Annotated in this window: 20 protein-coding genes and 1 riboswitch; of the genes, 13 read left to right on the forward strand and 7 right to left on the reverse strand. The window is 48.9% G+C overall.

Annotation, left to right across the window (positions count from 1 at the left end; all coding sequences use genetic code 11):
- Window positions 1-6 precede the first annotated feature (6 nt).
- Window positions 7-486 (reverse strand): flavin reductase family protein, encoded by a 480-nt coding sequence (locus NZD86_RS10135; RefSeq protein WP_268046393.1) that lies wholly within the window; start codon window positions 484-486, stop codon window positions 7-9.
- 370 nt (window positions 487-856) lie between these two features.
- Here NZD86_RS10135 and NZD86_RS10140 point away from each other — a divergent pair, with 370 nt between their 5' ends.
- A complete protein-coding gene (locus NZD86_RS10140) occupies window positions 857-1708 on the forward strand; it encodes a C40 family peptidase (protein WP_268046394.1) in 852 nt (283 codons plus the stop codon).
- 91 nt (window positions 1709-1799) lie between these two features.
- Here NZD86_RS10140 and NZD86_RS10145 read toward each other — a convergent pair whose 3' ends face one another.
- The 6 genes from NZD86_RS10145 to NZD86_RS10170 form a co-directional block, all read right to left on the reverse strand.
- Window positions 1800-1937, reverse strand: coding sequence for a hypothetical protein (locus NZD86_RS10145; RefSeq protein WP_268046395.1), 138 nt, complete (start codon window positions 1935-1937; stop codon window positions 1800-1802).
- Window positions 1938-2127: 190 nt separating this feature from the next.
- Window positions 2128-2784, reverse strand: a complete 657-nt coding sequence (gene phoU, locus NZD86_RS10150; protein ID WP_268046396.1) for a phosphate signaling complex protein PhoU — start codon at window positions 2782-2784, stop codon at window positions 2128-2130.
- Between the two features lie 30 nt (window positions 2785-2814).
- Complete coding sequence (pstB, locus tag NZD86_RS10155; protein WP_268046397.1) at window positions 2815-3567, reverse strand: phosphate ABC transporter ATP-binding protein PstB; 753 nt, start codon at window positions 3565-3567, stop codon at window positions 2815-2817.
- 357 nt (window positions 3568-3924) lie between these two features.
- On the reverse strand, window positions 3925-4467 hold the full coding sequence (locus tag NZD86_RS10160; RefSeq protein WP_268046398.1) for a GNAT family N-acetyltransferase: 543 nt from the start codon (window positions 4465-4467) through the stop codon (window positions 3925-3927).
- Window positions 4468-4480: 13 nt separating this feature from the next.
- The gene (locus tag NZD86_RS10165) at window positions 4481-4858 is read right to left on the reverse strand and encodes a cupredoxin domain-containing protein (protein WP_268046399.1); all 378 of its coding nucleotides are present in this window, start codon (window positions 4856-4858) and stop codon (window positions 4481-4483) included.
- Window positions 4859-5170: 312 nt separating this feature from the next.
- Window positions 5171-6565 carry a hypothetical protein gene (locus NZD86_RS10170; protein WP_268046400.1) on the reverse strand — a complete coding sequence of 465 codons (1395 nt, stop codon included), beginning with the start codon at window positions 6563-6565 and terminating at the stop codon, window positions 5171-5173.
- A 333-nt stretch (window positions 6566-6898) separates the two neighbouring features.
- On the opposite strand from NZD86_RS10170, the gene NZD86_RS10175 reads away from it, so the two are divergent.
- From NZD86_RS10175 to NZD86_RS10230, 12 genes are all read left to right on the forward strand, one after another.
- On the forward strand, window positions 6899-8548 hold the full coding sequence (locus NZD86_RS10175) for a copper resistance CopC/CopD family protein (RefSeq protein WP_268046401.1): 1650 nt from the start codon (window positions 6899-6901) through the stop codon (window positions 8546-8548).
- Window positions 8549-8571: 23 nt separating this feature from the next.
- Window positions 8572-9210 (forward strand): YcnI family copper-binding membrane protein, encoded by a 639-nt coding sequence (locus tag NZD86_RS10180; protein WP_268046402.1) that lies wholly within the window; start codon window positions 8572-8574, stop codon window positions 9208-9210.
- Window positions 9211-9329: 119 nt separating this feature from the next.
- Window positions 9330-10304: an ATP-grasp domain-containing protein gene (locus NZD86_RS10185; protein WP_268046403.1), complete on the forward strand. Its 975-nt coding sequence runs from the start codon at window positions 9330-9332 to the stop codon at window positions 10302-10304.
- A 2-nt stretch (window positions 10305-10306) separates the two neighbouring features.
- Window positions 10307-10415: riboswitch (SAM riboswitch) on the forward strand.
- A 125-nt stretch (window positions 10416-10540) separates the two neighbouring features.
- Entirely contained in the window at window positions 10541-11614 is a 1074-nt protein-coding gene (locus NZD86_RS10190; RefSeq protein WP_268046404.1) for an LLM class flavin-dependent oxidoreductase, read from the forward strand.
- A gap of 32 nt (window positions 11615-11646) precedes the next feature.
- Window positions 11647-12900, forward strand: a complete 1254-nt coding sequence (locus NZD86_RS10195; RefSeq protein WP_268046405.1) for an amidohydrolase — start codon at window positions 11647-11649, stop codon at window positions 12898-12900.
- A 227-nt stretch (window positions 12901-13127) separates the two neighbouring features.
- Entirely contained in the window at window positions 13128-14312 is a 1185-nt protein-coding gene (locus NZD86_RS10200) for a M20 family metallopeptidase (RefSeq protein WP_268046406.1), read from the forward strand.
- A 59-nt stretch (window positions 14313-14371) separates the two neighbouring features.
- Window positions 14372-14563 carry a DUF3311 domain-containing protein gene (locus NZD86_RS10205; RefSeq protein ID WP_268046407.1) on the forward strand — a complete coding sequence of 64 codons (192 nt, stop codon included), beginning with the start codon at window positions 14372-14374 and terminating at the stop codon, window positions 14561-14563.
- Between the two features lie 5 nt (window positions 14564-14568).
- Complete coding sequence (locus tag NZD86_RS10210; protein ID WP_268046408.1) at window positions 14569-15999, forward strand: sodium:solute symporter family protein; 1431 nt, start codon at window positions 14569-14571, stop codon at window positions 15997-15999.
- Window positions 16000-16247: 248 nt separating this feature from the next.
- On the forward strand, window positions 16248-18005 hold the full coding sequence (locus tag NZD86_RS10215; RefSeq protein WP_268046409.1) for an ABC transporter substrate-binding protein: 1758 nt from the start codon (window positions 16248-16250) through the stop codon (window positions 18003-18005).
- Window positions 18006-18106: 101 nt separating this feature from the next.
- Window positions 18107-18265, forward strand: coding sequence for a hypothetical protein (locus NZD86_RS10220; RefSeq protein ID WP_268046410.1), 159 nt, complete (start codon window positions 18107-18109; stop codon window positions 18263-18265).
- 297 nt (window positions 18266-18562) lie between these two features.
- Window positions 18563-19495: an ornithine cyclodeaminase family protein gene (locus tag NZD86_RS10225; RefSeq protein WP_268046411.1), complete on the forward strand. Its 933-nt coding sequence runs from the start codon at window positions 18563-18565 to the stop codon at window positions 19493-19495.
- A gap of 141 nt (window positions 19496-19636) precedes the next feature.
- Entirely contained in the window at window positions 19637-20458 is an 822-nt protein-coding gene (locus NZD86_RS10230; protein ID WP_268046412.1) for a methyl-accepting chemotaxis protein, read from the forward strand.
- Window positions 20459-20512 lie beyond the last annotated feature (54 nt).

Genomic DNA, 20512 nt, shown 5'->3' on the forward strand with positions numbered 1-20512 from the left:
AGATCATTAAATAGAATGAAACTTGCCATAATGGCCGGTAAAATACAACAAAGGCGACTTTGATTCGTCAACATGCGTTTCCATGACTTCACCAAAAAGAATCATGTGGTCACCACCATCGACTTCATTGGCCAACCGGCATTCCAAGTTGGCCAGGGCTCCATCCAACAATGGGCTTCCTAGTGTGCCATCTCGAAATGGGATGCTGTCCAACTTATCTGGCAATTTGCTAGCAAAATGATTGGATAATGTTATTTGCTCCTCACTGAGGATGTTCACTGCAAAACATTTTGCAGCGCGAACCAGACCAAGGGTGTTCGAGCTTTTATCAATACAAACCAAAATGTACGGTGGATTCAACGACAGTGAGCAAAAGGCTGACACGGTCAGACCTGAGCGTTCACCATTGTGGGCCATCGTAACGACTGTCACACCACTTCCAAAGTGAGCGAGGGCATGTCGAAATGCTGTCGTATCTAAAGCCATCAGAATGCCCCTTTCGTACAGTAAAAATAATGTATCACTTCCGCTATTTTATCGCATGGACTAGGCAGAGTAAAATCATCAACCGGGAACTAGAAAAATCCTCTTTGCGTGTCATGTTTCTTCATGTTCTAGCAAATTATGATTGATATCGACAAGATTATCGGTTTATAATAGGGTAAGCGCAGTAAAATTATCTGTCCGTACTCTATGCGCTGGAGGCAGGGGACCGCATCTCCTGACAAAATCTGCACTCGTTGTACATAGTGATATTTGTAAAGATTGTGTTAATTTTTTCGTGCAGAAGTCAGTCATTGTAATATCTCAGTGTGTATGTGTGTCGCCGAGTAGGACGAAAAAGGGGCTTGCTTCTGTGCGTTTCAAGTTACTGATTGGTCTGTCGACAGCAACTGCCGCGATGGGTTTATCCCTCTCAACAGTGTATGCCGGAACCGTTCAATACACCGTTCGCAGTGGAGATAGCCTCTACAACATTGCTCAGAAATACCACACTTCCGTTTCGTCTATCAAATCATTGAATCACCTGACATCTAATTTGATTCATCCCGGACAGCATCTCGTCGTCTCCGGTAGTAGTAGCACATCGTCCGGTTCTGCCAAGTCTGTCTCTTACCACGTTGTGGCAAAATCCCCCCCCAAATCCTCAACCTACACCGTTAAATCGGGTGATACCCTGTGGTCAATCAGCCAAAGGTTCGGTGTCTCCGTTTCAAGCCTTGAAAAGAACAATGGTCTATCGTCGAAGAGTGTGCTTCACGTAGGTCAGCATCTGTCCGTTTCTGGAGCAGCGCACACGTCTCTGAGCAGTCGTGCCGGCATGCCGGATGCGTCATTAGCCTCTGGAGCTCAGGGATACGCGGTCGCTCAATTTGCCGAAAAGTTTAACGGTGTTCCGTACCAATGGGGCGGAACGTCACCCAGTGGCTTTGACTGTTCAGGTTTTGTACAGTATGTATACTCTCGATTTGGCACAAATCTCCCGCGGACGAGCTATGATCAGTTCGGTTCAGGTACGAGTGTTTCTCAGTCCGACCTGCAGCCCGGGGATATTGTTTTCTTCGATACCTATGGCGGTGGAGCATCCCACGATGGTATATATGTCGGCGGAGGTCAGTTTATTAACGCCGCAAGCCGCAAAGTTGAAATTGACAGTATGTCGAGTGGTTACTGGGCGTCGCACTACATTGGAGCACGTCGAATCTGATTGCTCCGAAATGTATTCCGCAAATGAAAAACCCGCACGTGAAAGCGTGTGGGTTTTTGCTGCATGACTTAGCCTATGCTTATGATAGCCGTTATGCCCATGCATGTACAGATAAGTAACTCACGGTCCCAAGTACCAACATGACCGATAGAGCCACAGCTGTGCGTTCCGTAAACTTGATCACGCGCTGCAACGTGACTATCGGGTCGTTCGGCTTGTTTGTGTTCACTTCGTCACGCTCCTCTAACAAATTGGCGCCTACAAACAGTTTAACACCAATATGCCTATTTCAATCATGTTATTGCATGATTGTTTGTGAAGCTTGTGTAACGAGATCCTCGATATGACGCGGCTTTTGGCGCATTATGTCGAAGGGACAATCAAGCCTGATGTGCATAGATATACAAGTTTGCGTTAGGTTAATTCAAGTCGGAACGCTCACCTGAGATGATATAGATTACGCCTTCTCCGATGTTTGTGGCGTGGTCCCCAATTCGCTCTAAGTAACGTCCGCAAAAGGCAAGCGTCATGGCTTGGGATGTGGTTTCTGGTTTCTCCGCACTTAAATTAAAGAGTTCTTCAACAATCTTGCGGTAGCGGTGGTCCACAGCGTCATCGAGCTCGGCTAGGCGCTTTGCTGCCTCAGCGTCGTTGTTCACGTACGCATTTAATGCTTCGGAAATCATTTCGTCAACGATCTTCGCCATTTCAGGGATATCGACGAGTGGCTTAAGAAGTGCTTGTCCACCTAGGCGCACAGTTGATTTCGCGATATCAACTGCCAAGTCACCCATTCGTTCGAGGTCCATTGACAAACGCATGCCGGCCACAATGCGACGTAAATCCGTCGCAACGGGTTGTTGAGTCGCGATGAGCCGAATGCAAAGGTCCTCAATCTCATGTTCGAGCTTATTGATCTTTGTATCATTTTGAATAACTTCTTCAGCGAGAGTCGAATCGGACTTCTCCAGCGCAGATACAGCAATTCGGATAGCTTCCTGAACATCGCCACCCATACGCAGCAACTTGAGTTTTAACTCCTTGAGCGCAATGTCAAACGATTGTCTTTGTTGCATGATATTCCCCCCAAATCACAGACTCTCAAATTAGCCGAACCGACCAGTGATGTAATCTTCTGTACGGCTGTCTGTTGGCTTTGTAAAGATCTTCGTCGTATCGCCAAACTCAATCAACTCGCCCTGTAAAAAGAATGCAGTCTTGTCGGCAATACGAGCTGCTTGTTGCATATTATGCGTGACGATCACGACTGTATAATCGTTTTTTAATTGTACGACGAGTTCCTCGACACGCATTGTCGAGATTGGGTCAAGGGCAGATGCTGGCTCGTCCATTAACAGTACGTCGGGTTCCACGGCTAGTGCGCGCGCGATGCACAAGCGTTGCTGTTGCCCACCAGACAGTGCAGTTGCTGGCTTACTCAGCCTATCTTTCACTTCGTCCCATAGTGCTGCCATTTGGAGACTTTTCTCAACGCGTTCGCGAAGTTCAGCTTGCCGACGGATTCCGCCTAGGCGAAGACCAATTGCAACGTTATCGAAAATCGACATGGTTGGAAACGGATTTGCCTTTTGAAACACCATTCCAACGACACGCCGAACGTCAACCGGGTCCAAGCTGTAAATGTTCTCATCGCCGAGAGTAACTTCACCTTGCACTTTCGCATAGGGGGCCGTTTCGTGCATCCGGTTTAAGCACCGAATGAATGTCGATTTACCGCAACCGGAAGGTCCGATAATTGCGGTTGCCATTTTGGCCTCCAAATCAATGTTAATGTCCTTCAATGTATGTTGTGTCCCATACCACGCATTCAGATTGCGTACGGACATAGATTTACCCATGGGCTATCGCTCCAATCTCTACCCCTGTTGCATTACTGTGTAATATTTGAATGACATACAAAACCAACTTTAATCCTACATGTTAATTGTTAAGGTTGTGTTTAGTTTGCGTCAAAAAACGATTAAGTTGTACTTGTCTACTTATTCGGGTTCTTGATTAGGTACCAAGAGCATAGCCGTGCCTCGCATGGAGGCGTGCTATGCTTGGCGGTACATGGGGGAAATGGTTGCCATGGGTGCTTGGCGTGCTGTTTGAAGACGGGGAGTGTCGTCGTTACGGTTTCTCCATCATGTCACACTGTTGATTGAACCAGATCGAACGTCGAAACGGGTGCTAGGGGGATAGTTTCCCCCATGCTATTGCTTCCATTTCAATACTTCATCTGGATCAGCTGGGATCCGACCATAATGCTTTCTCGCACGGAAGTTGTGGATTTCGTCACAGACGATTTCCATTTGTGATAAAACCTTTTCCTCTGATATGCGGTCGGGGCTCCAATAATAAATATCCATTGAGAAGGTTTTGCCATCGTCAGTTTCTCTTGTGTACTCTATATTGTCGGCTCGCTTGAATCCGTTCTTCACGTAAAACCGAACTCGCTTTTCCGTGTCTATGTCTTCTGGGCTTGCCGGTTCTACTTCCGCGAGCAGTGTTTTATCACGTGCCTTCAATCTGTTCATCAATTTGGTGCCAATTCCTGACCCACGTGTTTTTGGATTGACCAACAGATAATCGATGAACAGGAAATCTTCGAATTCAGCATACATAAGCAAATACTCATCAGTCTGTTCTTTCCGATAGGCTACCTGGTCTTCGAGCAAGTCTTTCATTTGCCCTACGCTTTTTAATTCTTCCTCGGGAAAATAGTTCTCCAGTCGTTCATACCAATGATCTGCCATAAGTACCTCCGAATTATTTCTGATCAACGACGACGAATCGACCTGAGAACTCAGGGTTACTGTCTGCTTCGGGGTCGCTGTACATGACAAATGAACCCGCTTGCCACGGCGAGAACTCAACGTCCGATGTTTCGCCTGGTCCGAGATTCCTTGTATAAATTCGGTACTCCGGAATTGCGAATTCGTGAACGCGATGACCCGCGTTACGAATGACAAGGTGAATCGGTTGATGAATGACACCCAGTACTTGGTTGGGGGCAAATCCGTTATCCCGTATAACAATCTTGACAGTTCGTGCCTGCGCTGCGGCTTCTGGAACGGAGCAAGCACCAACGGTAGCGCATGCCGTTAACCCAATAACTCCTTGAAGAATCCGTAATTTTAAACTCATCGTCGAGAAACACCTCTTCGTTCAATTTCGAGTTCGTTCAATTTCGAGGCGTATGTTTCCCGGACAATCATATTTTTATGTATGAAGCTACAAAAGTTTGTTCTATTCGACAATCACATCGAAAAATGACAATAGAGCCACGGCTTATTCAGCGTGGCTCTATTGTGAGGCAATCAAGCTCTTATGATTACTAGCTCAGCTTATCGCACATGTTGTGTTTTTGACACAAGTAAAAACGCTTAGATTTTGACAAAATGGTGTCAAGCTTGTTCTAGACCCGCGGAGAACGCTACTAGTTTATTCCGGTTATCTTTATTTCGAGTATGAAGTGGCCATACCAGTCTCCGTGGTGTTCACGAACGAAAAACTGGAGAGCGCGAATGAACCGTCCGATTGTTTGGTGGCTCCAATTTTAATTTGATCTCCACCATATGAATAGGAATAGGTGATGTTTCCGGTAGAATCCGTTTGTGCTTGTAAGTCGATTGCTTGAGTCAACGGGACACGTGTCAAAAAGCTCAACCGCGGGATCACTGCCTTAAAATCGCTCAGAAAGCGGGAGGTTACACGCGAAGCACTCCAGTTGCCCGTTTTCATAGTTGAATAAATGTCACTCGCCGTTCCGTGAAGGAGTCCATTCATGAGTCCTACGGCCTGTACATCAGGTGGAACGGGACGGCTATTGTTGTATTCGAATACAGAAGAGTCAAATTGTTGACTCTGCGTATATTCACCCTGCTTCCACGTGTATAGCGTGTTATGTGCCAAGTCGTCCTGGTTTCCGTGATTGTCCACGAGTGTCCAACTGTACGTTCGATTGCTTGTCAGTAACATCGGAACGCCGTTTACGACCCATGCGATGACACCATTGTCACCACTGTAGTCTCCGACAGATTTCGATATTCCATTTTGTTCTTCGAACAGTTGTAAGTGGAAATTGTGTGCACCTGCGGAAGAGTAGATTGCTGCGATGGATCCATTTGGTGTTGGCAGAGACTCTACTTCTCCCGGAAAGAACGAATCCGTGATGGTGTCGAATACGGTTCCGTTTGGGCTGACGACACCCACCGTAACAGGCGCATTGGCGGTACTTTGTGATTCCACGACAAGGCTGTCGGAACTGTCCTGACCAAACTGAACGGGCGCCATCGCTTCAATGTGCATATTTGGGTTCTTCACACGATAGTCATCAACCAACACCGGGTTTACTTGTGAGAAGATACCCCATGTTTGACCGTCCCAAGTACTGATTAGATTGAGGCGTTTCAACACCTGCATAACATTGTATATCGGGACGTATGTGGTCATGCTGTGCCCAGGCGTTGCTGGGTCGGCTGCGACGACTGAGCGAACGGCGGACACGTTTATCCCGTTGACTTCGATCATCACGTTCCCAGATCCAAGGTGACTGACTGGGCTTGAAATCGTAGAGACAGATGATTCCATCTGCCAGACTCGTCCATTCCACGAACTGTGTATACCGTAAGCCGATTGTAAAGCGCTCATAACATAGTATATCGGTAGATACATTGTTCCGTGTTGAACAAGCCCATTTGGTGAACTGATCTGGCGATTGTCGATAACAATACGAGTCAGTACTGTTGCCGTGGTCGATTGGGCAAATGTAACGCCCGGGGCAAATATGGCCCCCGTGGCGGCGAGGGCGCTTATCCCTACAGTCGCCCACTTTTTCTTTTTATGTCGCATCACCAGTTTCCTCCTCTGGTTTGACTCCCCTATTTGACATGATTCATATGTTAGACGACTCGATTGTCGTCTCTGTTACACGCTATGTGGAAAGTTACGAACCATGCAAGAATCCCCACTGTAATTGGCATACAACTACTGGTCGTTCTGAATCGAGGAGAGCTGGATGGGATCGACGTAAGGATTAATCACCATAATTTCCTCTGTACGCTAATTTGACTGCCCTTTTTCATAACTCGGACAAAGATTGACGGCCATTCACCGTGTGAACAGGGAACGCTTGTGGCAATAATAGAATTGCAACGGGTTTTTGAGAGAGGAGGTGGGTAGATTATGCTCCGAATGTTAAAGGGATGGGCGAAAACATACATCTGGGTCGCGGCCATCATTCTATCAATGTTTGTTCTGCCACCAACCGTATCAGCCCATGCCTACGTCGTACAGTCTACACCGTCTACGAACCAAACATTCCAAACAGCCCCCGTAAAGGTTGACGTCCAGTTTGACGAGTCCGTTCAACTCGGTCCCCAAGGTCTTACCGTCACTGACGAAGATGGCCACCGAGTAGATAATCATAACGGGCACTTGGTGTCTACTGATCCACACGAAATCGAGTGCACGCTGCCTTCGCACCTGAACAAGGGTGTTTATACCGTACATTGGCAGGTTCTATCCTCCGACGGGCACATGGTGGAGGGAACCATTCCTTTTGGAGTTCAAGTGGACGTGAAGTCCATGCACTTGGGTGCTACGCAGTCCGGGTACACGCCGGGACCCGCAATGATTGTCGATAGAGTGTGTTTCTACCTAAGCATGTGCCTTGTCATTGGCCTGTCTGTGTTTTTTAGGTTTCTATGGCCTGAATCGGCGGGACAGCAGTACCGCGGTCGCCGTTTGGCGATGCTCATTGTGAGTTGGGTTGGTTTAGTCGTCAGCACAGGATTCAGCCTACCAGTGCAAACGGCAATCTCGTGGAGTGTTCATGGCATGGCAGCATTTCAGGCCAAGTACCTCCTGCGTACCATGAACCTCACTCTTTTTGGCGATATCTGGGTCATTCAGATGCTTCTATTGATCGTGTTTCCACCGATTATTGGCGCCCTTGTTGGCACCGGGGTGCGGTATCGGTGGTGGTGGATGGCCACTCCTATGTTGGGAATCCCTGTCACCAAGGCGTTTGTTGGACATGCCATGGTACAGTCACCGCCAACCGTGCCTATTATCGCTGACATCATACATCTCTTCGCAGCGTCTGTGTGGTTGGGGGGGATGGTCGGTGTAATTCTGCTCATGTCCGGTGGATCGAGGCCGCGAAGCGGACTTGAGGCCAACGACTTAGCAGAAACCGTTCGCAAGTTTTCCGTTGTTGCCGGAAGTTGTGTCCTCGTGTTAGGCGGGACTGGCTTTTATGCTGCTCTTCTTAACGTGCCGACGTGGACTGCCTTGTGGTCGACCAGTTACGGACGATCCCTCGCCATCAAAATTGCTCTGTACTTGTTGATGGTCCTTCTTGCCGCCGTCCATTGGACAAGACGCAAGCGAATCGGGATCGGCAGCTTCCGCAACTTAGTTGCATCCGAACTGCTCGTCGGCGTCCTGCTGCTCGGGGTGACTTCGGTACTTACGAATTTACCTACGGCGGCGATCGCACCGGGACCTGTCCATGCAAGCCAGATGTCCAACAAGACGCGGATTGGCCTTGACATCACGCCGAACCGCGTGGGGAACAACCAGTTCGAAGTCACTATCATGGATGCCAATGGGCAACCAGTTACGGACATTCAACAAGTGACATTGTCATTCTCTTCAGCCAGTGTGTCGGAGGGGGCGGATGACGTTCGGCTCAAACCACTAGCTCCAGGGAAGTATGGAACATCCGGATTGTATCTTTCGGGTGGGGGACGGTGGACAGTAGATGTTCACGTGTTAACGACCCAGTTTACCGATCTCGACGAAAAATTCTCTATTACCGTTGGGCAATAACAGACTATATGGGGGTCTCAGATATGAATCGTATTCAAAAGTTCCTCACTGGATCGGCGAGTGCCTTTGCCACACTCGCGATCACGACCACTGCTTTTGCACACGTCATTGTCACACCAGCACAGTCCACAGTCGGGGCATGGGAGAAATATACGATGAGGGTGCCGTGTGAGAAGACTGATCCGACCTGGAAGATCGTACTGAAGATACCGAACGGAGTCGAGTTTGAACAATACGAACCTGTACCGGGTTGGACTGTTCAGACGCAAAAGTCGGGACAAAGCGGAGAAACCGTTACCTGGTCTACATCGGGAACAGGCATTCAACCCGGACAATTTGACGAGTTTTCGTTCGTAGCAAAAAATCCGACCTCTCCGACCAAGGTCGCATGGGATGCGTACCAGTATTATAAGGATGGGACCATCGTGGAATGGACGGGAGACGAGGGGTCCAGTACCCCACATTCGTTTACGAATATCTTGTCGGGCCAGCCCGCAGCGCAAAGTGCACCGTCATCCACCCCGAGTACTACGACTGCGCCGGTGGCAAATGGCCTCGGTTGGACCATGGCTGACACATGGGTTCTCGCGGTCAGTGTTGTATCGCTGTTATTGTCTGGTTTGGCTATCGGTCTTTCATTAAAGAGGAACGGCGACGAGTGATCGTCGTCGTCTTGTAAACTCCGTGAACATTTGGCTTGCGAGACATATCTGAACGCTCTCGTAATTCTCGCGAATCTGTTATAATATCGCTATTCTTGCTCGAGAAAGGTGGCATAGGCATGGCCAAGGTTTACGTTTTGCATGAAAATACCGAATGGACGATACATTTGACGCGTCAGTTGGATGCGCTTGGTGTGCCCTATGAGGAATGGCATCTAGACGAGGGTCAACTGGACCTTTCTCAGACGCCACCTGAAGGCGTCTTCTACAGTCGCATGAGTGCTTCGTCACACACGCGGAATCATCGCTATGCAGCAGAATTTACGGGTGCCGTGATCGGTTGGTTAGAAAAGCATGGTCGTCAGGTCATCAACGGAAGTCGCGCACTTCAGTTGGAGGTCAGTAAGGCTGCTCAGTATTTAGCGCTGCAAGCTGCTGGCATTCGCACGCCGGAGACCGTAGTAGCAGTCGGGAAACAAAATATTCTGCAAGCGGCGGCGAAGTTTAAGGGGCGCCCCTTTATCACGAAGCACAATCGGGCTGGAAAAGGATTAGGGGTTCAGTTGTTCCACACGTCGGAAGCCCTGGAAACCTATTTAGAAGGTCCGACGTTTGAGGCTCCGGTTGACGGCATAACGCTTGTACAAGAGTACATTCAAGCACCAGAGTCATTCATTACTCGCTGTGAGTTTGTCGGTGGGAAGTTCCTGTATGCGGTCCAAGTTGACACATCTGGCGGCTTTGAGCTTTGCCCAGCTGATGCTTGTCAAGTAGGGGATTTGTTTTGCCCGGTTGGCGAAGCGGTTTCGGAGAAGCCGAAATTTCAAATCATTCCGGGGTTTCATGATGCCATCATCGAAAGTTATGAATCGTTGTTGGCTGAAAATCAAATTGGTGTGGCCGGGATCGAGTTTATTCGCGACATGGAAGGCAACATTTTCACATATGACATCAATACCAATACAAATTACAACGCCGAAGCGGAGCGCGCAGGAGATATCTACGGAATGCGTGTCTTAGCGCAATATCTGTCGGAACAACTGGAACGTTTAAGACCTACGCGTAACTTGTTCACAGATTCGATGACAATCTAATAGTCTTATCCAGAGAGGTGGAGGGACAGGCCCTATGAAGCCCAGCAACCGCTCGTTACGACGAGAAGGGTGCTAATTCCTGCAGAACGTAAATGTTCTGGAAGATAAGAGGACACGCTGACTGCTCCGTCTTATCGAGCAGTTTTTTCATTTTAGAGGGAGCCACATTGAGAAATCGATTATATGTCCTCCACATTTGTTTTTAGTATTGAGGTAATTGAGAGGAGATTAGACAGATGAGATATGGATTTTGGTTGCCAGTTTTCGGAGGATGGCTGAGAAACGTTGATGATGAACACATGCCGCCAACATTCGACTACATGAAAAACCTCGCGCAAACTGCAGAAAGGCTGGGTTACGACACAACACTCGTCGCGGAGTTGTACCTAAACGACATTAAAGGTGCCCAGGCCGATACTTTGGAAGCATGGACCACAGCAGCGGCATTGGCGTCTGTCACGGAGCGACTTGAAATTATGACGGCTGTCCGGCCCGGCTTCCACAATCCAGCCGTGACCGCGAAGATGGTTGCAAACTTGGACCAGATCAGCAACGGTCGGTTTACACTCAATGTCGTATCCGCCTGGTGGGCTGAAGAGGCAAAGGAATACGGGGGCATTTTTACGGAACATGATGATAGATATGAGCGAACGAGAGAATTTGTCGATGTCATGAAAGGCCTCTGGACACAAGACTCTTTCACGTATCACGGAAAATATTACGACATCACAGACGCAAAGTTGTACCCCAAACCAGTGCAACGACCCAACCCGATTCTTTATGCGGGTGGAGAGAGCGAAAAAGGCAAGGATCTCATCACGTCGTCATGTGACGCGTACGTCATGCATGGAGGCACGGTCGAGGAAATCGAGTCGAAAATCAATGACATGAAGAATCGTCGGGCTACCAAGGGGCTATCACCTTTGCAGTCATTTGGAATGGCCGCCTACGTCATTTGTCGGGATACAGAGGAAGAGGCACAGGCGGAACTGGATCGTATCACGACCGTCAAGGAAGGTTCAGCGTATGATAGCTTCGGTGACTTCGTGTCCATGTCCCAGTTGGAACGGCAACTGAAGCTGTACGACTATTCGGTATCTAACCGTGGGCTTCGCCCCAACTTGGTGGGGACGCCAGACCAGATCGCTGACCAGCTTTTAGCTTATGAACAAGTGGGTTTGGATTTAGTGTTGCTACAGTGTTCACCCCAATTAGAGGAAATGGAACGGTTCGCGCGTCAAGTGATGCCACTGGTTGAATCGAAACGGCAAAGCGTGCGTACACCCGCGTCGTCTTTTGGTACACGTTGATTCAAAATTTACGAGTGATTAGGAGCCTTGAAATGAACATCGTGGAACTGAGGAGAGATCTCCACGCGAATCCAGAAGTCGGGTTTACTGAATTTCGGACCGCAACGCGCGTCGTAGAAGAGTTACGTCGGCTTGGATACAAGGTGTTATTCGGAGACGAGGTCATGCGACCTTCGTCTCGACGTGGCGTACCGTCAGTGGAACAATTGACCGTCGCATATGAGCGGGCAAAAGCAGAAGGCGCAAACGAGGAAATCCTTGCTGCCATGGAAGGCGGGTTAACTGGTGTGGTGGCAACGCTTGAGGGGGGCGGGGCTGGTCCCACTGTGGCATTCCGGTTCGACATGGACGCTTTGCCCATTGTTGAGAGTCATGCAGCGGATCATCTCCCCCAAGCTGAAGGCTTTCGATCCCGCCACGAAGGAAGCATGCACGCTTGCGGACACGATGGTCATACCGCGATCGGGCTCGCGTTTGCCGAAACGATGACACATGTCAACTTTAACGGCACGCTGAAACTGATTTTTCAACCCGCGGAGGAAGGCGGCCGCGGCGCTGTATCTATGGTAGACAAAGGTGTTGTGGACGATGTCGACAAGCTGTTTTGTTTCCATCTCGGACTCGACCTTCCCATCGGCTCGATGAGTGGGGGCGCTACCGACTTTTTGGCATCGACCAAACTTGAAGTGCGGTTCAAGGGTGTACCAGCCCATGCGGCCGCGGCTCCTGAAAAGGGCAAGAATGCACTTCTTGGGGCCGCAACAGCGCTTTTGAACATCCACGCCCTGCCGCGCTTTAGTACCGGAGCAACGCGCGTCAATGTCGGTATTTTAGAAGGAGGCAGTGCACCTAATATCGTTCCCGACTCTGCGAAGATGGTGCTCGAATGCCGTGCAGCGTCTTATGAAGACAACCAAGACCTTGAGCGGCGGGTGAGGTCCATTCTCGAACACAGTGCAGAGATGCACGGTTTGGACTGTGATATCGCAGTCATCGGTGAGGCAGCTACGGCCGCCTGTGATAGAGAACTGGTTGAACTGGCCATGCGCGAGGCGAAGGAGATTCCCTTTTTCACCGAGCAACTTGAGTCTCATCCACTTGGTGCAAGCGAAGATGCAACATTTCTCATGCGTCGTGTGCAAGAACAAGAAGGTCAAGCGACGTATATGATCATTGGCACGACTATCGCGGCCCCACATCACAATGAGAAGTTCGACATTGATGAGCGGATTTTACCGATGGCGGTTCAGTTACTCGAGCGAATCGCCAGGCAGACGTTGCGATAAATCGATGTTCGATTGGGGAATTGACCATGTCGTCTTGCAGTGGGCGTGTTCCATACGAATGGACTCGTTCACGCAAAGTCTGCAGAATTGATTTACTTTAATGAAATATATTGAAAATGTTAATTGATATGCTAGTCAAATAATTCGTTCGATGTTATGATGGTCCTCAACCGCAAATCAACCGAATTTACTGGATTTATATGAGCTGGAAAGAGGGGTTATTTACCATGTCGGTTAACCTAGAAAGTCTAGATGCTTTAGTAGAGCGCGAGACGGAAAACGTTGTGAAGTGGCGCAGGTATTTGCACCAAAATCCGGAGAGATCGTTTGAAGAAGAAAAGACAGCTCAATTTGTCTTTGAAACGCTAGAGTCTTTTGGTGGATTGGAACTATCTCGACCAACTAAGACGAGTGTGTTGGCGAAGTTACACGGTGCTGCTCCCGGGCCTGTCATCGCCATTCGTGCCGATATGGATGCTCTTCCGATAACAGAGGAAAACAATTTCGAATTTGTCTCTCAAAATCCTGGTACCATGCACGCGTGTGGTCACGATGGACATACGGCTATGTTGCTTGGAACTGCAAAAATTCTCAGTGGCCTGAAGGACCAGATTCACGGTGAAGTGCGCTTTATCTTTCAACACGCCGAAGAATTGACGCCAGGCGGTGCCCAGGAGTTGGTCGATGTAGGCGTGATGCAGGGCGTGGATGCGGTTTACGGCATTCACCTGTGGTCGCCCCTGGAGGTCGGTAAGATTGCCATTCGTGCGGGTGCCTTTATGGCGGCTCCAGATGAATTCTGGGTCACCATTCAAGGAAAAGGCGGACACGCCGCACAGCCGCATTACACGGTTGATCCGGTTGTCATCGGAGCTCAGGTCGTGACCAATCTGCAACACGTGGTCTCGCGAAACATGGATCCGCTCGATCCGGTGGTTCTATCCGTTACCCAGTTCCACGCAGGTACGGCTCATAACGTCATTCCCGACAAAGTGGAATTGAATGGAACCGTTCGTTCGTTTAAGGCGGAATTGCGAACTGAAGTGCCGAAGCTGATGGAGCAAATCATCAAAGGGATTACGGAGGCACATGGCGCAACGTACGAATTCCGTTATGAAAAAGGTTATCGCCCCGTCATTAACGACGAACAGGTCACGTCAACCGTTCGCGAGACGCTCGTGGAAATCTTCGGCGAAGAAATTGTCATCGAGGGTGAACAGCATATGGGTGGCGAAGACTTCTCCGCTTATCAACAAAAGGCGCCAGGAGTATTCTTCAACGTCGGTGCAGGAAACGTTGAAAAAGGGATTGTCTATCCGCACCATCATCCGAAGTTCACCATTGATGAAGCTTCTTTGCCCATGGGTGTGAAATCGTTCGTCGGGATCGTGTTAAAGACATTGGGTGAATAACTGAAACACTTGGAATCGACTGGCTGGGAAATTTCATCGGGGAAGGGGGTGAGGAATGAATGTCCATTCGATGGTTGACGCTCGTCCCGCTCATTGGCTTATTGATTGGCGTGATTTTTGCGAATCGTGCGACTCCCATTGTTCTAGGCATGCCGTTTTTGTTCTTCTATGTCGTGTTGTGGTTGATTCTCACGTCAGTCTGTATGGCAATTGTGTATAAATTCGATCCTACGAATAGAAAGGAGGACTAACACAGATGCACGCATCGTCCATGGTCATTATTTTTTTTACAATTGCATTGGCATTGGTTCTTGGTCTCCTTGCGCAACGACGCAAGCAAATGAATCTTGAACAGTGGTCTGTCGGTGGCCGTGGTTTCGGTATATTGTTTGTTTTCCTTCTCATGGCGGGGGAAATTTACACAACATTCACGTTTCTTGGCGGCAGTGGTTGGTCCTACGGCACAGGCGGCCCCACCGTTTATATTCTCGCGTATGGCGCCGTCGCTTACTTGTTCTCGTATTTTCTACTACCGCCGGTCTGGCGCTATGCAAAAGACCACAATCTCATTTCTCAACCGGATTTCTTCAATAAGAAATTTGACAGCAAATGGCTCGGAATCCTCGTTGCCGTCGTTGGTGTCGTTGCCATCATTCCCTATCTCCAATCTCAAATGACCGGTCTTGGACTCATTGTAGAAGTCGCATCGTATGGTGCAATAAATCAGACAGTAGGCATTGGTATCGCCATGATTGTCCTGGCATTGTACGTAACCATCAGCGGTGTCCACGGAACGGCTTGGACTGCAGTTCTAAAGGATATCGTGATTTTAATTGTCGTGCTTGTAGTTGGTATTGCTTTGCCGGTACACGTCGGTGGGTTGCATAAGATGTTTACCACAATCAATACGGAGAAACCGGGCTTTTTAACACTTGGTGTGAAGGGAATGGGGATTCCCTGGTACATTTCGACCGTTTTGCTCACAGGCCTTGGTTTCTATATGTGGCCCCACGCGTTTGGCGCCGTCTATACGGCCAAAAATGAACGGGTCTTCCGTCGCAATGCGATTTTTCTTCCGCTTTATCAGTTGGTTCTGCTTTTCGTGTTTTTCGCAGGCTTCGCCGCGATTCTTATCGTACCCGGTCTGCAGAATTCGAACCTAGCCTTGATGGCAGCAGTGCAAAAAATCTTTCCAGCGTGGTTGGTGGGCGTGATTGGCGGCGCGGGTGTCCTCTGTGCAATTGTACCGGGGTCGCTTATGTTGATGTCCGCGGGTACGCTCATTGCTGAGAACATTTATCGTCCTATCAATCCGAATGCTTCGAGTAAGCAAGTCCAGACTGTAGCCCGAGTTATGGTGTGGATTGTCGCTGCAGTGACGCTCATTTTCTCCATCCATAGTAATGCAGCTATCGTTGCGCTCCTGCTCATGGGTTACAACTTCGTATCGCAGTTCTTCCCGACCATCTTATTATCGATTTTCGGGCGGGGCGCGGTGAGCAAAGCGGGTGCATTTACAGGCATCTTGGTTGGTGTGCTGCTTGTGGTTTACTTTACTCTGACAAAGCAGTCTCTGTTGTGGGGCGTCAACACGGGATTCTGGGCGCTTCTGGTCAACTTTGTCATCGTCTTGATCGTTTCGGCTGTGACTCGAGACGTAAAGGCTGAGCGCTCAATAACAGTTTAGATGCTGTAGAGGTGCTAGTTACTTTGGTTGTCTAATTAAAAACATACGTCAAGTTAGAGCGCGCCAATCCGTCTGGCGCGCTTTTTTTCTGTCGTTACGCGGTTATAAAAATCTCCTCAGTCGGCAAAATACATGTTGAATCGCCAAACACCTTGATTTATTATTACTTACTGTCTTACTACGAAATTTGAATCTTAAATGCCTGTATATGTAACTTTTTTGCGGGGTTTTGGGATGTCAATTCGCATGTGAGTCATGTAAAGGGAGAAGAACGGGGGAAAAACGGAATGTTGTCAACAACGTGGAAGAAGGGTCTTGCGACCATTACTTCCGTTGGCTTGATCGGTGTGTTGCTTGTGGGTTGTGGAGCAGCTACGTCACCTGGGAACAACGCGGGCGGCAATGCTCAAGCAAATGCCGGTAAGCCAGTCGAAGGCGGCAGTATCACGCTCGACACGTCACAAGCTGTTCCCGATCTCGATCCGGCCGTCGCATTCGACACGACGTCTGCCGAGGTGGACTACGCAATTTACGATCAACTCGTCACGTACCAAAAAAACACCTACAACATTGTCGGAGACTTAGCGACCAATTGGGACGTATCGCAAGATGGTAAAACGTATACGTTCCACATTCGCAAGGGAGTCAAGTATTCCAACGGTGACCCGCTCACTGCTCATGACTTTGTGTTTGAGCTACAGCGGTTGTTGAATAAAAACATGCAGCCCAAACCTTCTCCGGGATCAACGTTCTTTTTCGACATCACGGGCGCGCAGGCTTATTATGAAGGCAAAGCCAAAACCATCAGTGGTGTAAGTACACCGGATGATTACACGCTTGTCATTCATCTCGACAAGCCAGAAAATTTCTTCTTGAAAATCTTAGCAATGCCATTCTTGTCGGCCGTGGATCCAAAGTTTGTGCAGCAGGCAGGTAATGCCGCAATGGACACGACCAAAGCAATGGGCACAGGTCCCTTTGCTCTCCAAACCAATGCTCAAAATCAAGTCGTTTTAGTGAAGAATAAAAATTATTGGCAGAAGGACAAGTCCGGGAATCAATTGCCCTATTTGGACAAAATCACAATCAACGTCAACAATAACGGTCAATTGAGCGCCATGCACTGGGAGCAAGGGCAGACCGCATTTTTGAGTCCTTGGCTAATGGGTGGCGATGGAATTCCCAGTTCGCAATACCCAACCATCATGCATACGCCGAAATACAGCAATCTCGTACAGAAGCAGGACATGAATGCCATTTATTATTACGGTTTAAACACAAGCCCAACCGTAGACGGCAAGAAAAACCCACTTAGCAATCCGACGGTTCGCAAGGCCATCGAGTTTGCTTTTGACGACAGCCAAATCGTCAAGCTAAACAATGGTGCGGTGAAGGGACTCAACCAACCGTTGCCTGATTCCTTGGAGGGTTATGTCAAGAACCTTGACCCAAGTGCCCAGTATTCCTACAATCCAGCCAAAGCGAAACAGTTGCTTTCCCAAGCCGGATACGCCAATGGCTTCACGATTGATGTTTGGAACGAGAATACGGACGGCGCCAAGAAAGAGGACCAGGCATTCCAAGCAATGCTCAAGCAAATCGGCATTACTGTGAACTTGCATGAAGTGGCTTGGAAGGACTTCTTGACAAAATCCATGTCAGGCACAGCACAAGCATTTGGCAGTGGCTGGAACCAAGACTTTCCAGACGCGTCCGACTTCTTGAACACGTTGTTCAGTTCGGCGCAAATTCCGCAGAACAACATGACCAACTATTCCAATCCACAAGTGGATCAGTGGTTGAATCAGGCCCAGTATTCCACTGACGTACAACAACGGGACCAATTGTACGGTAAGGTCGTTAACAAGGTGATGTCCGATGCCGTGATCGTACCGTTGTACCAAAATGTTGGGTACTACTGCGTGCAGCCTTGGGTTCATGATTTCTACACGAGCCCGGTGATGTACGATCCGTTTGCGTACATCTGGATCGATCCAGGTCATTAAACTCACAGCGTCTAGGGGTGATCCGGCTGTATGTGCCGGATCGCCTTTTTCAGTTGTATCAAGGGTACACACTCGGGTAACCTAAGCCGAGGTGATAATCGATGAAACAGGTTGGTCATCCGTTATTGTGGTGTCTCATTCCAATTGGTATATTTTCATCATTTTTCGGAATGATCGCCGGTGCTCGTGCAATTGAACAGTCGACGGACTACTCCGCAAACAAATTTGGGCGTCGGCAATCCCGCAATGGTTCCCGCTAAAGGCCAAGTGGGCACGTCAGCGTAATATCCAACAAAGATGAAGCCGCCTTTACTGTCAAGGCGGCATTTTGCTGTTTTGCCTTGGATGATCTTGTTCGCTAAATAGAGTAGAGTGAAAAAGAATGGTCGCCTATAAGGCGACCACAAAGTAGAAATGTAGGGAAAGTAAAGTCTGCTTGTATTATAACATTATTTTAAATTAATGCACTAATGCGTTATTTTGGTAAAGCGCAGAGTGAACGAAAGAAGTGATCCGTTGTGATACTGTGGCTCAATAGAGCGTGTGTACTTCGCTGTTTGGATGAGCACGAACTGATGCTGTCCGTGAAGGCAGCGTTTCAAACGCTCCGCGCGACGATTCAGCCGCCTATGCGTGTTAAAGTTAGTGTACGTGACACCAGCCTAGCTCCGGGAGATGCTGAAGCTATGGTTCTTCTTCCGGGTTTCGTCTCCGACATACCTGCCTACACGGTAAAAGTTCATTCCAAATACCCGCAGAACACAAAGAGGGGTGAGCCTGCGATTCAAGGGGTGATTCAACTGTTTGACTCCGCGGAAGGCCGCCTGCAAGCGATCATTGACTCACCACTCATCACCGCACACCGTACAGCTGCTGCTTCCGCTGTCGCGACCGACATCTTGGCTAAGCCTGCTTCGAAGCGACTCGCCGTAATTGGAGCGGGTGTCCAAGGAGATATGCACTACGAGTATGTAAAACGAATTCGGCCAATCGAGGACGTGGTGGTATTTGACGTGAGACCGGAGGCAGCACGGGACTTTTGTAATAGACACGCTCAAGACCCAGTCCGTTGGTCCCCGGCCACGAACGTCGCAGATGCCGTTCGGGCAGCCGATATCATCGTCACCGCTACATGGTCGACAGAGCCCTTCTTGTACCCGGACATGGTTACACCCGGTGTTCACATCATAACGTTGGGACCGGATGAAAAGGGAAAAGTTGAGGTGTCACAGGAACTGATTGAAACGAGCTTACTTGTTTGTGACGACGAGCAACTGTGTAGGGACATGGGGGCTCTAAACACGTTTACGTCAGGTTCGCTCACGCCAGTCACCCTAACCTCGTTATTAAATGGAGATGAGGTCGGGCGCAAGTCTAACGATGATATCACGATCTTTGGGTCTGTCGGTCTGCCGTTTCAAGATCTCGTTGCCGCTTGGCATGTATATCAACGGGCCCTGGACACGGGATTGGGGCAACGTTTATTCTAGTACATGCACTCCAAAGCATTCGGTCCGACGCAGAAGTGACCATTGTATGAGTGCTGACTTTTCGCATGGCGACGGGAGTTCAGAGGATTGTGTCGGTCAAAGCGCGAATAGGATATGGAAAACCGTACTGGAGATGACGTTATGGCGATTTTGGACACGATAGTGACCGTCACACCTTACTTTCAGCGACTTGTACCATATACGCATCTGGTCGTGACGGATAGGGAAGGGTACATATTTTCGATTCCTGGAGAGGACTTCTTTTTAGAGGTATTTGATGCCGGAAAAAAGTTCATGGAAGGTAGCATAGGGAAAGAAACCGTCACAAAAGGTGAAGTTGTATCACGCATCGGAAATCCCCAACTGACTGGTGGTATTCCGTACCAGGGTACAGGTGTCCCCATCTTTGAAGATGGAAGGGTAGTTGGCTGCATCTGCATCTTTGTACCAACGAAGAATAAAGAAATATTGCAGGCGACGTCCGACACGATTGTCGCGATGGTTGAAGAGTTGTCCGCAACCAGTGACCATCTGAAAGAAAATACCAAATCACTATCGACAATTGCGGACGAGCTGTCAAAAGAGAGTAAGGAAATTGAAGGATCGAGCAGCACAATTAAAGAAATGACGAAATTGATTGAAGAGGTCTCCGCACAGACGAAGATCCTTGGATTGAACGCTGGCATTGAGGCTGCCCGTGCGGGTGACGCAGGGCGCGGATTTCAAGTGATTGCGTCGGAAGTGAGAAGTTTATCAGAACGCACCGGATCGTCCACACAGCAAATCACGGAAGCCATCGATAACGTCATCCAAGCAATCCGTGATGTGGATGCAAAAGTACAAATGATTTTTGAGCAAATTCAACATCAGGTTTACGACACCGAGGAACTTGTCTCATCCATTAACCAAATTGTCGATGTAAGCGATAAACTGACAAGCCTCGCTCAGGTTATCCGAACTTAATTGAGAAAAATTCCTGAATGGGACACTGACATTCAACTGCTATCGGAAGAATGC

The sequence above is a fragment of the Alicyclobacillus dauci genome (assembly GCF_026651605.1).
Lineage (GTDB): Bacteria > Bacillota > Bacilli > Alicyclobacillales > Alicyclobacillaceae > Alicyclobacillus > Alicyclobacillus dauci.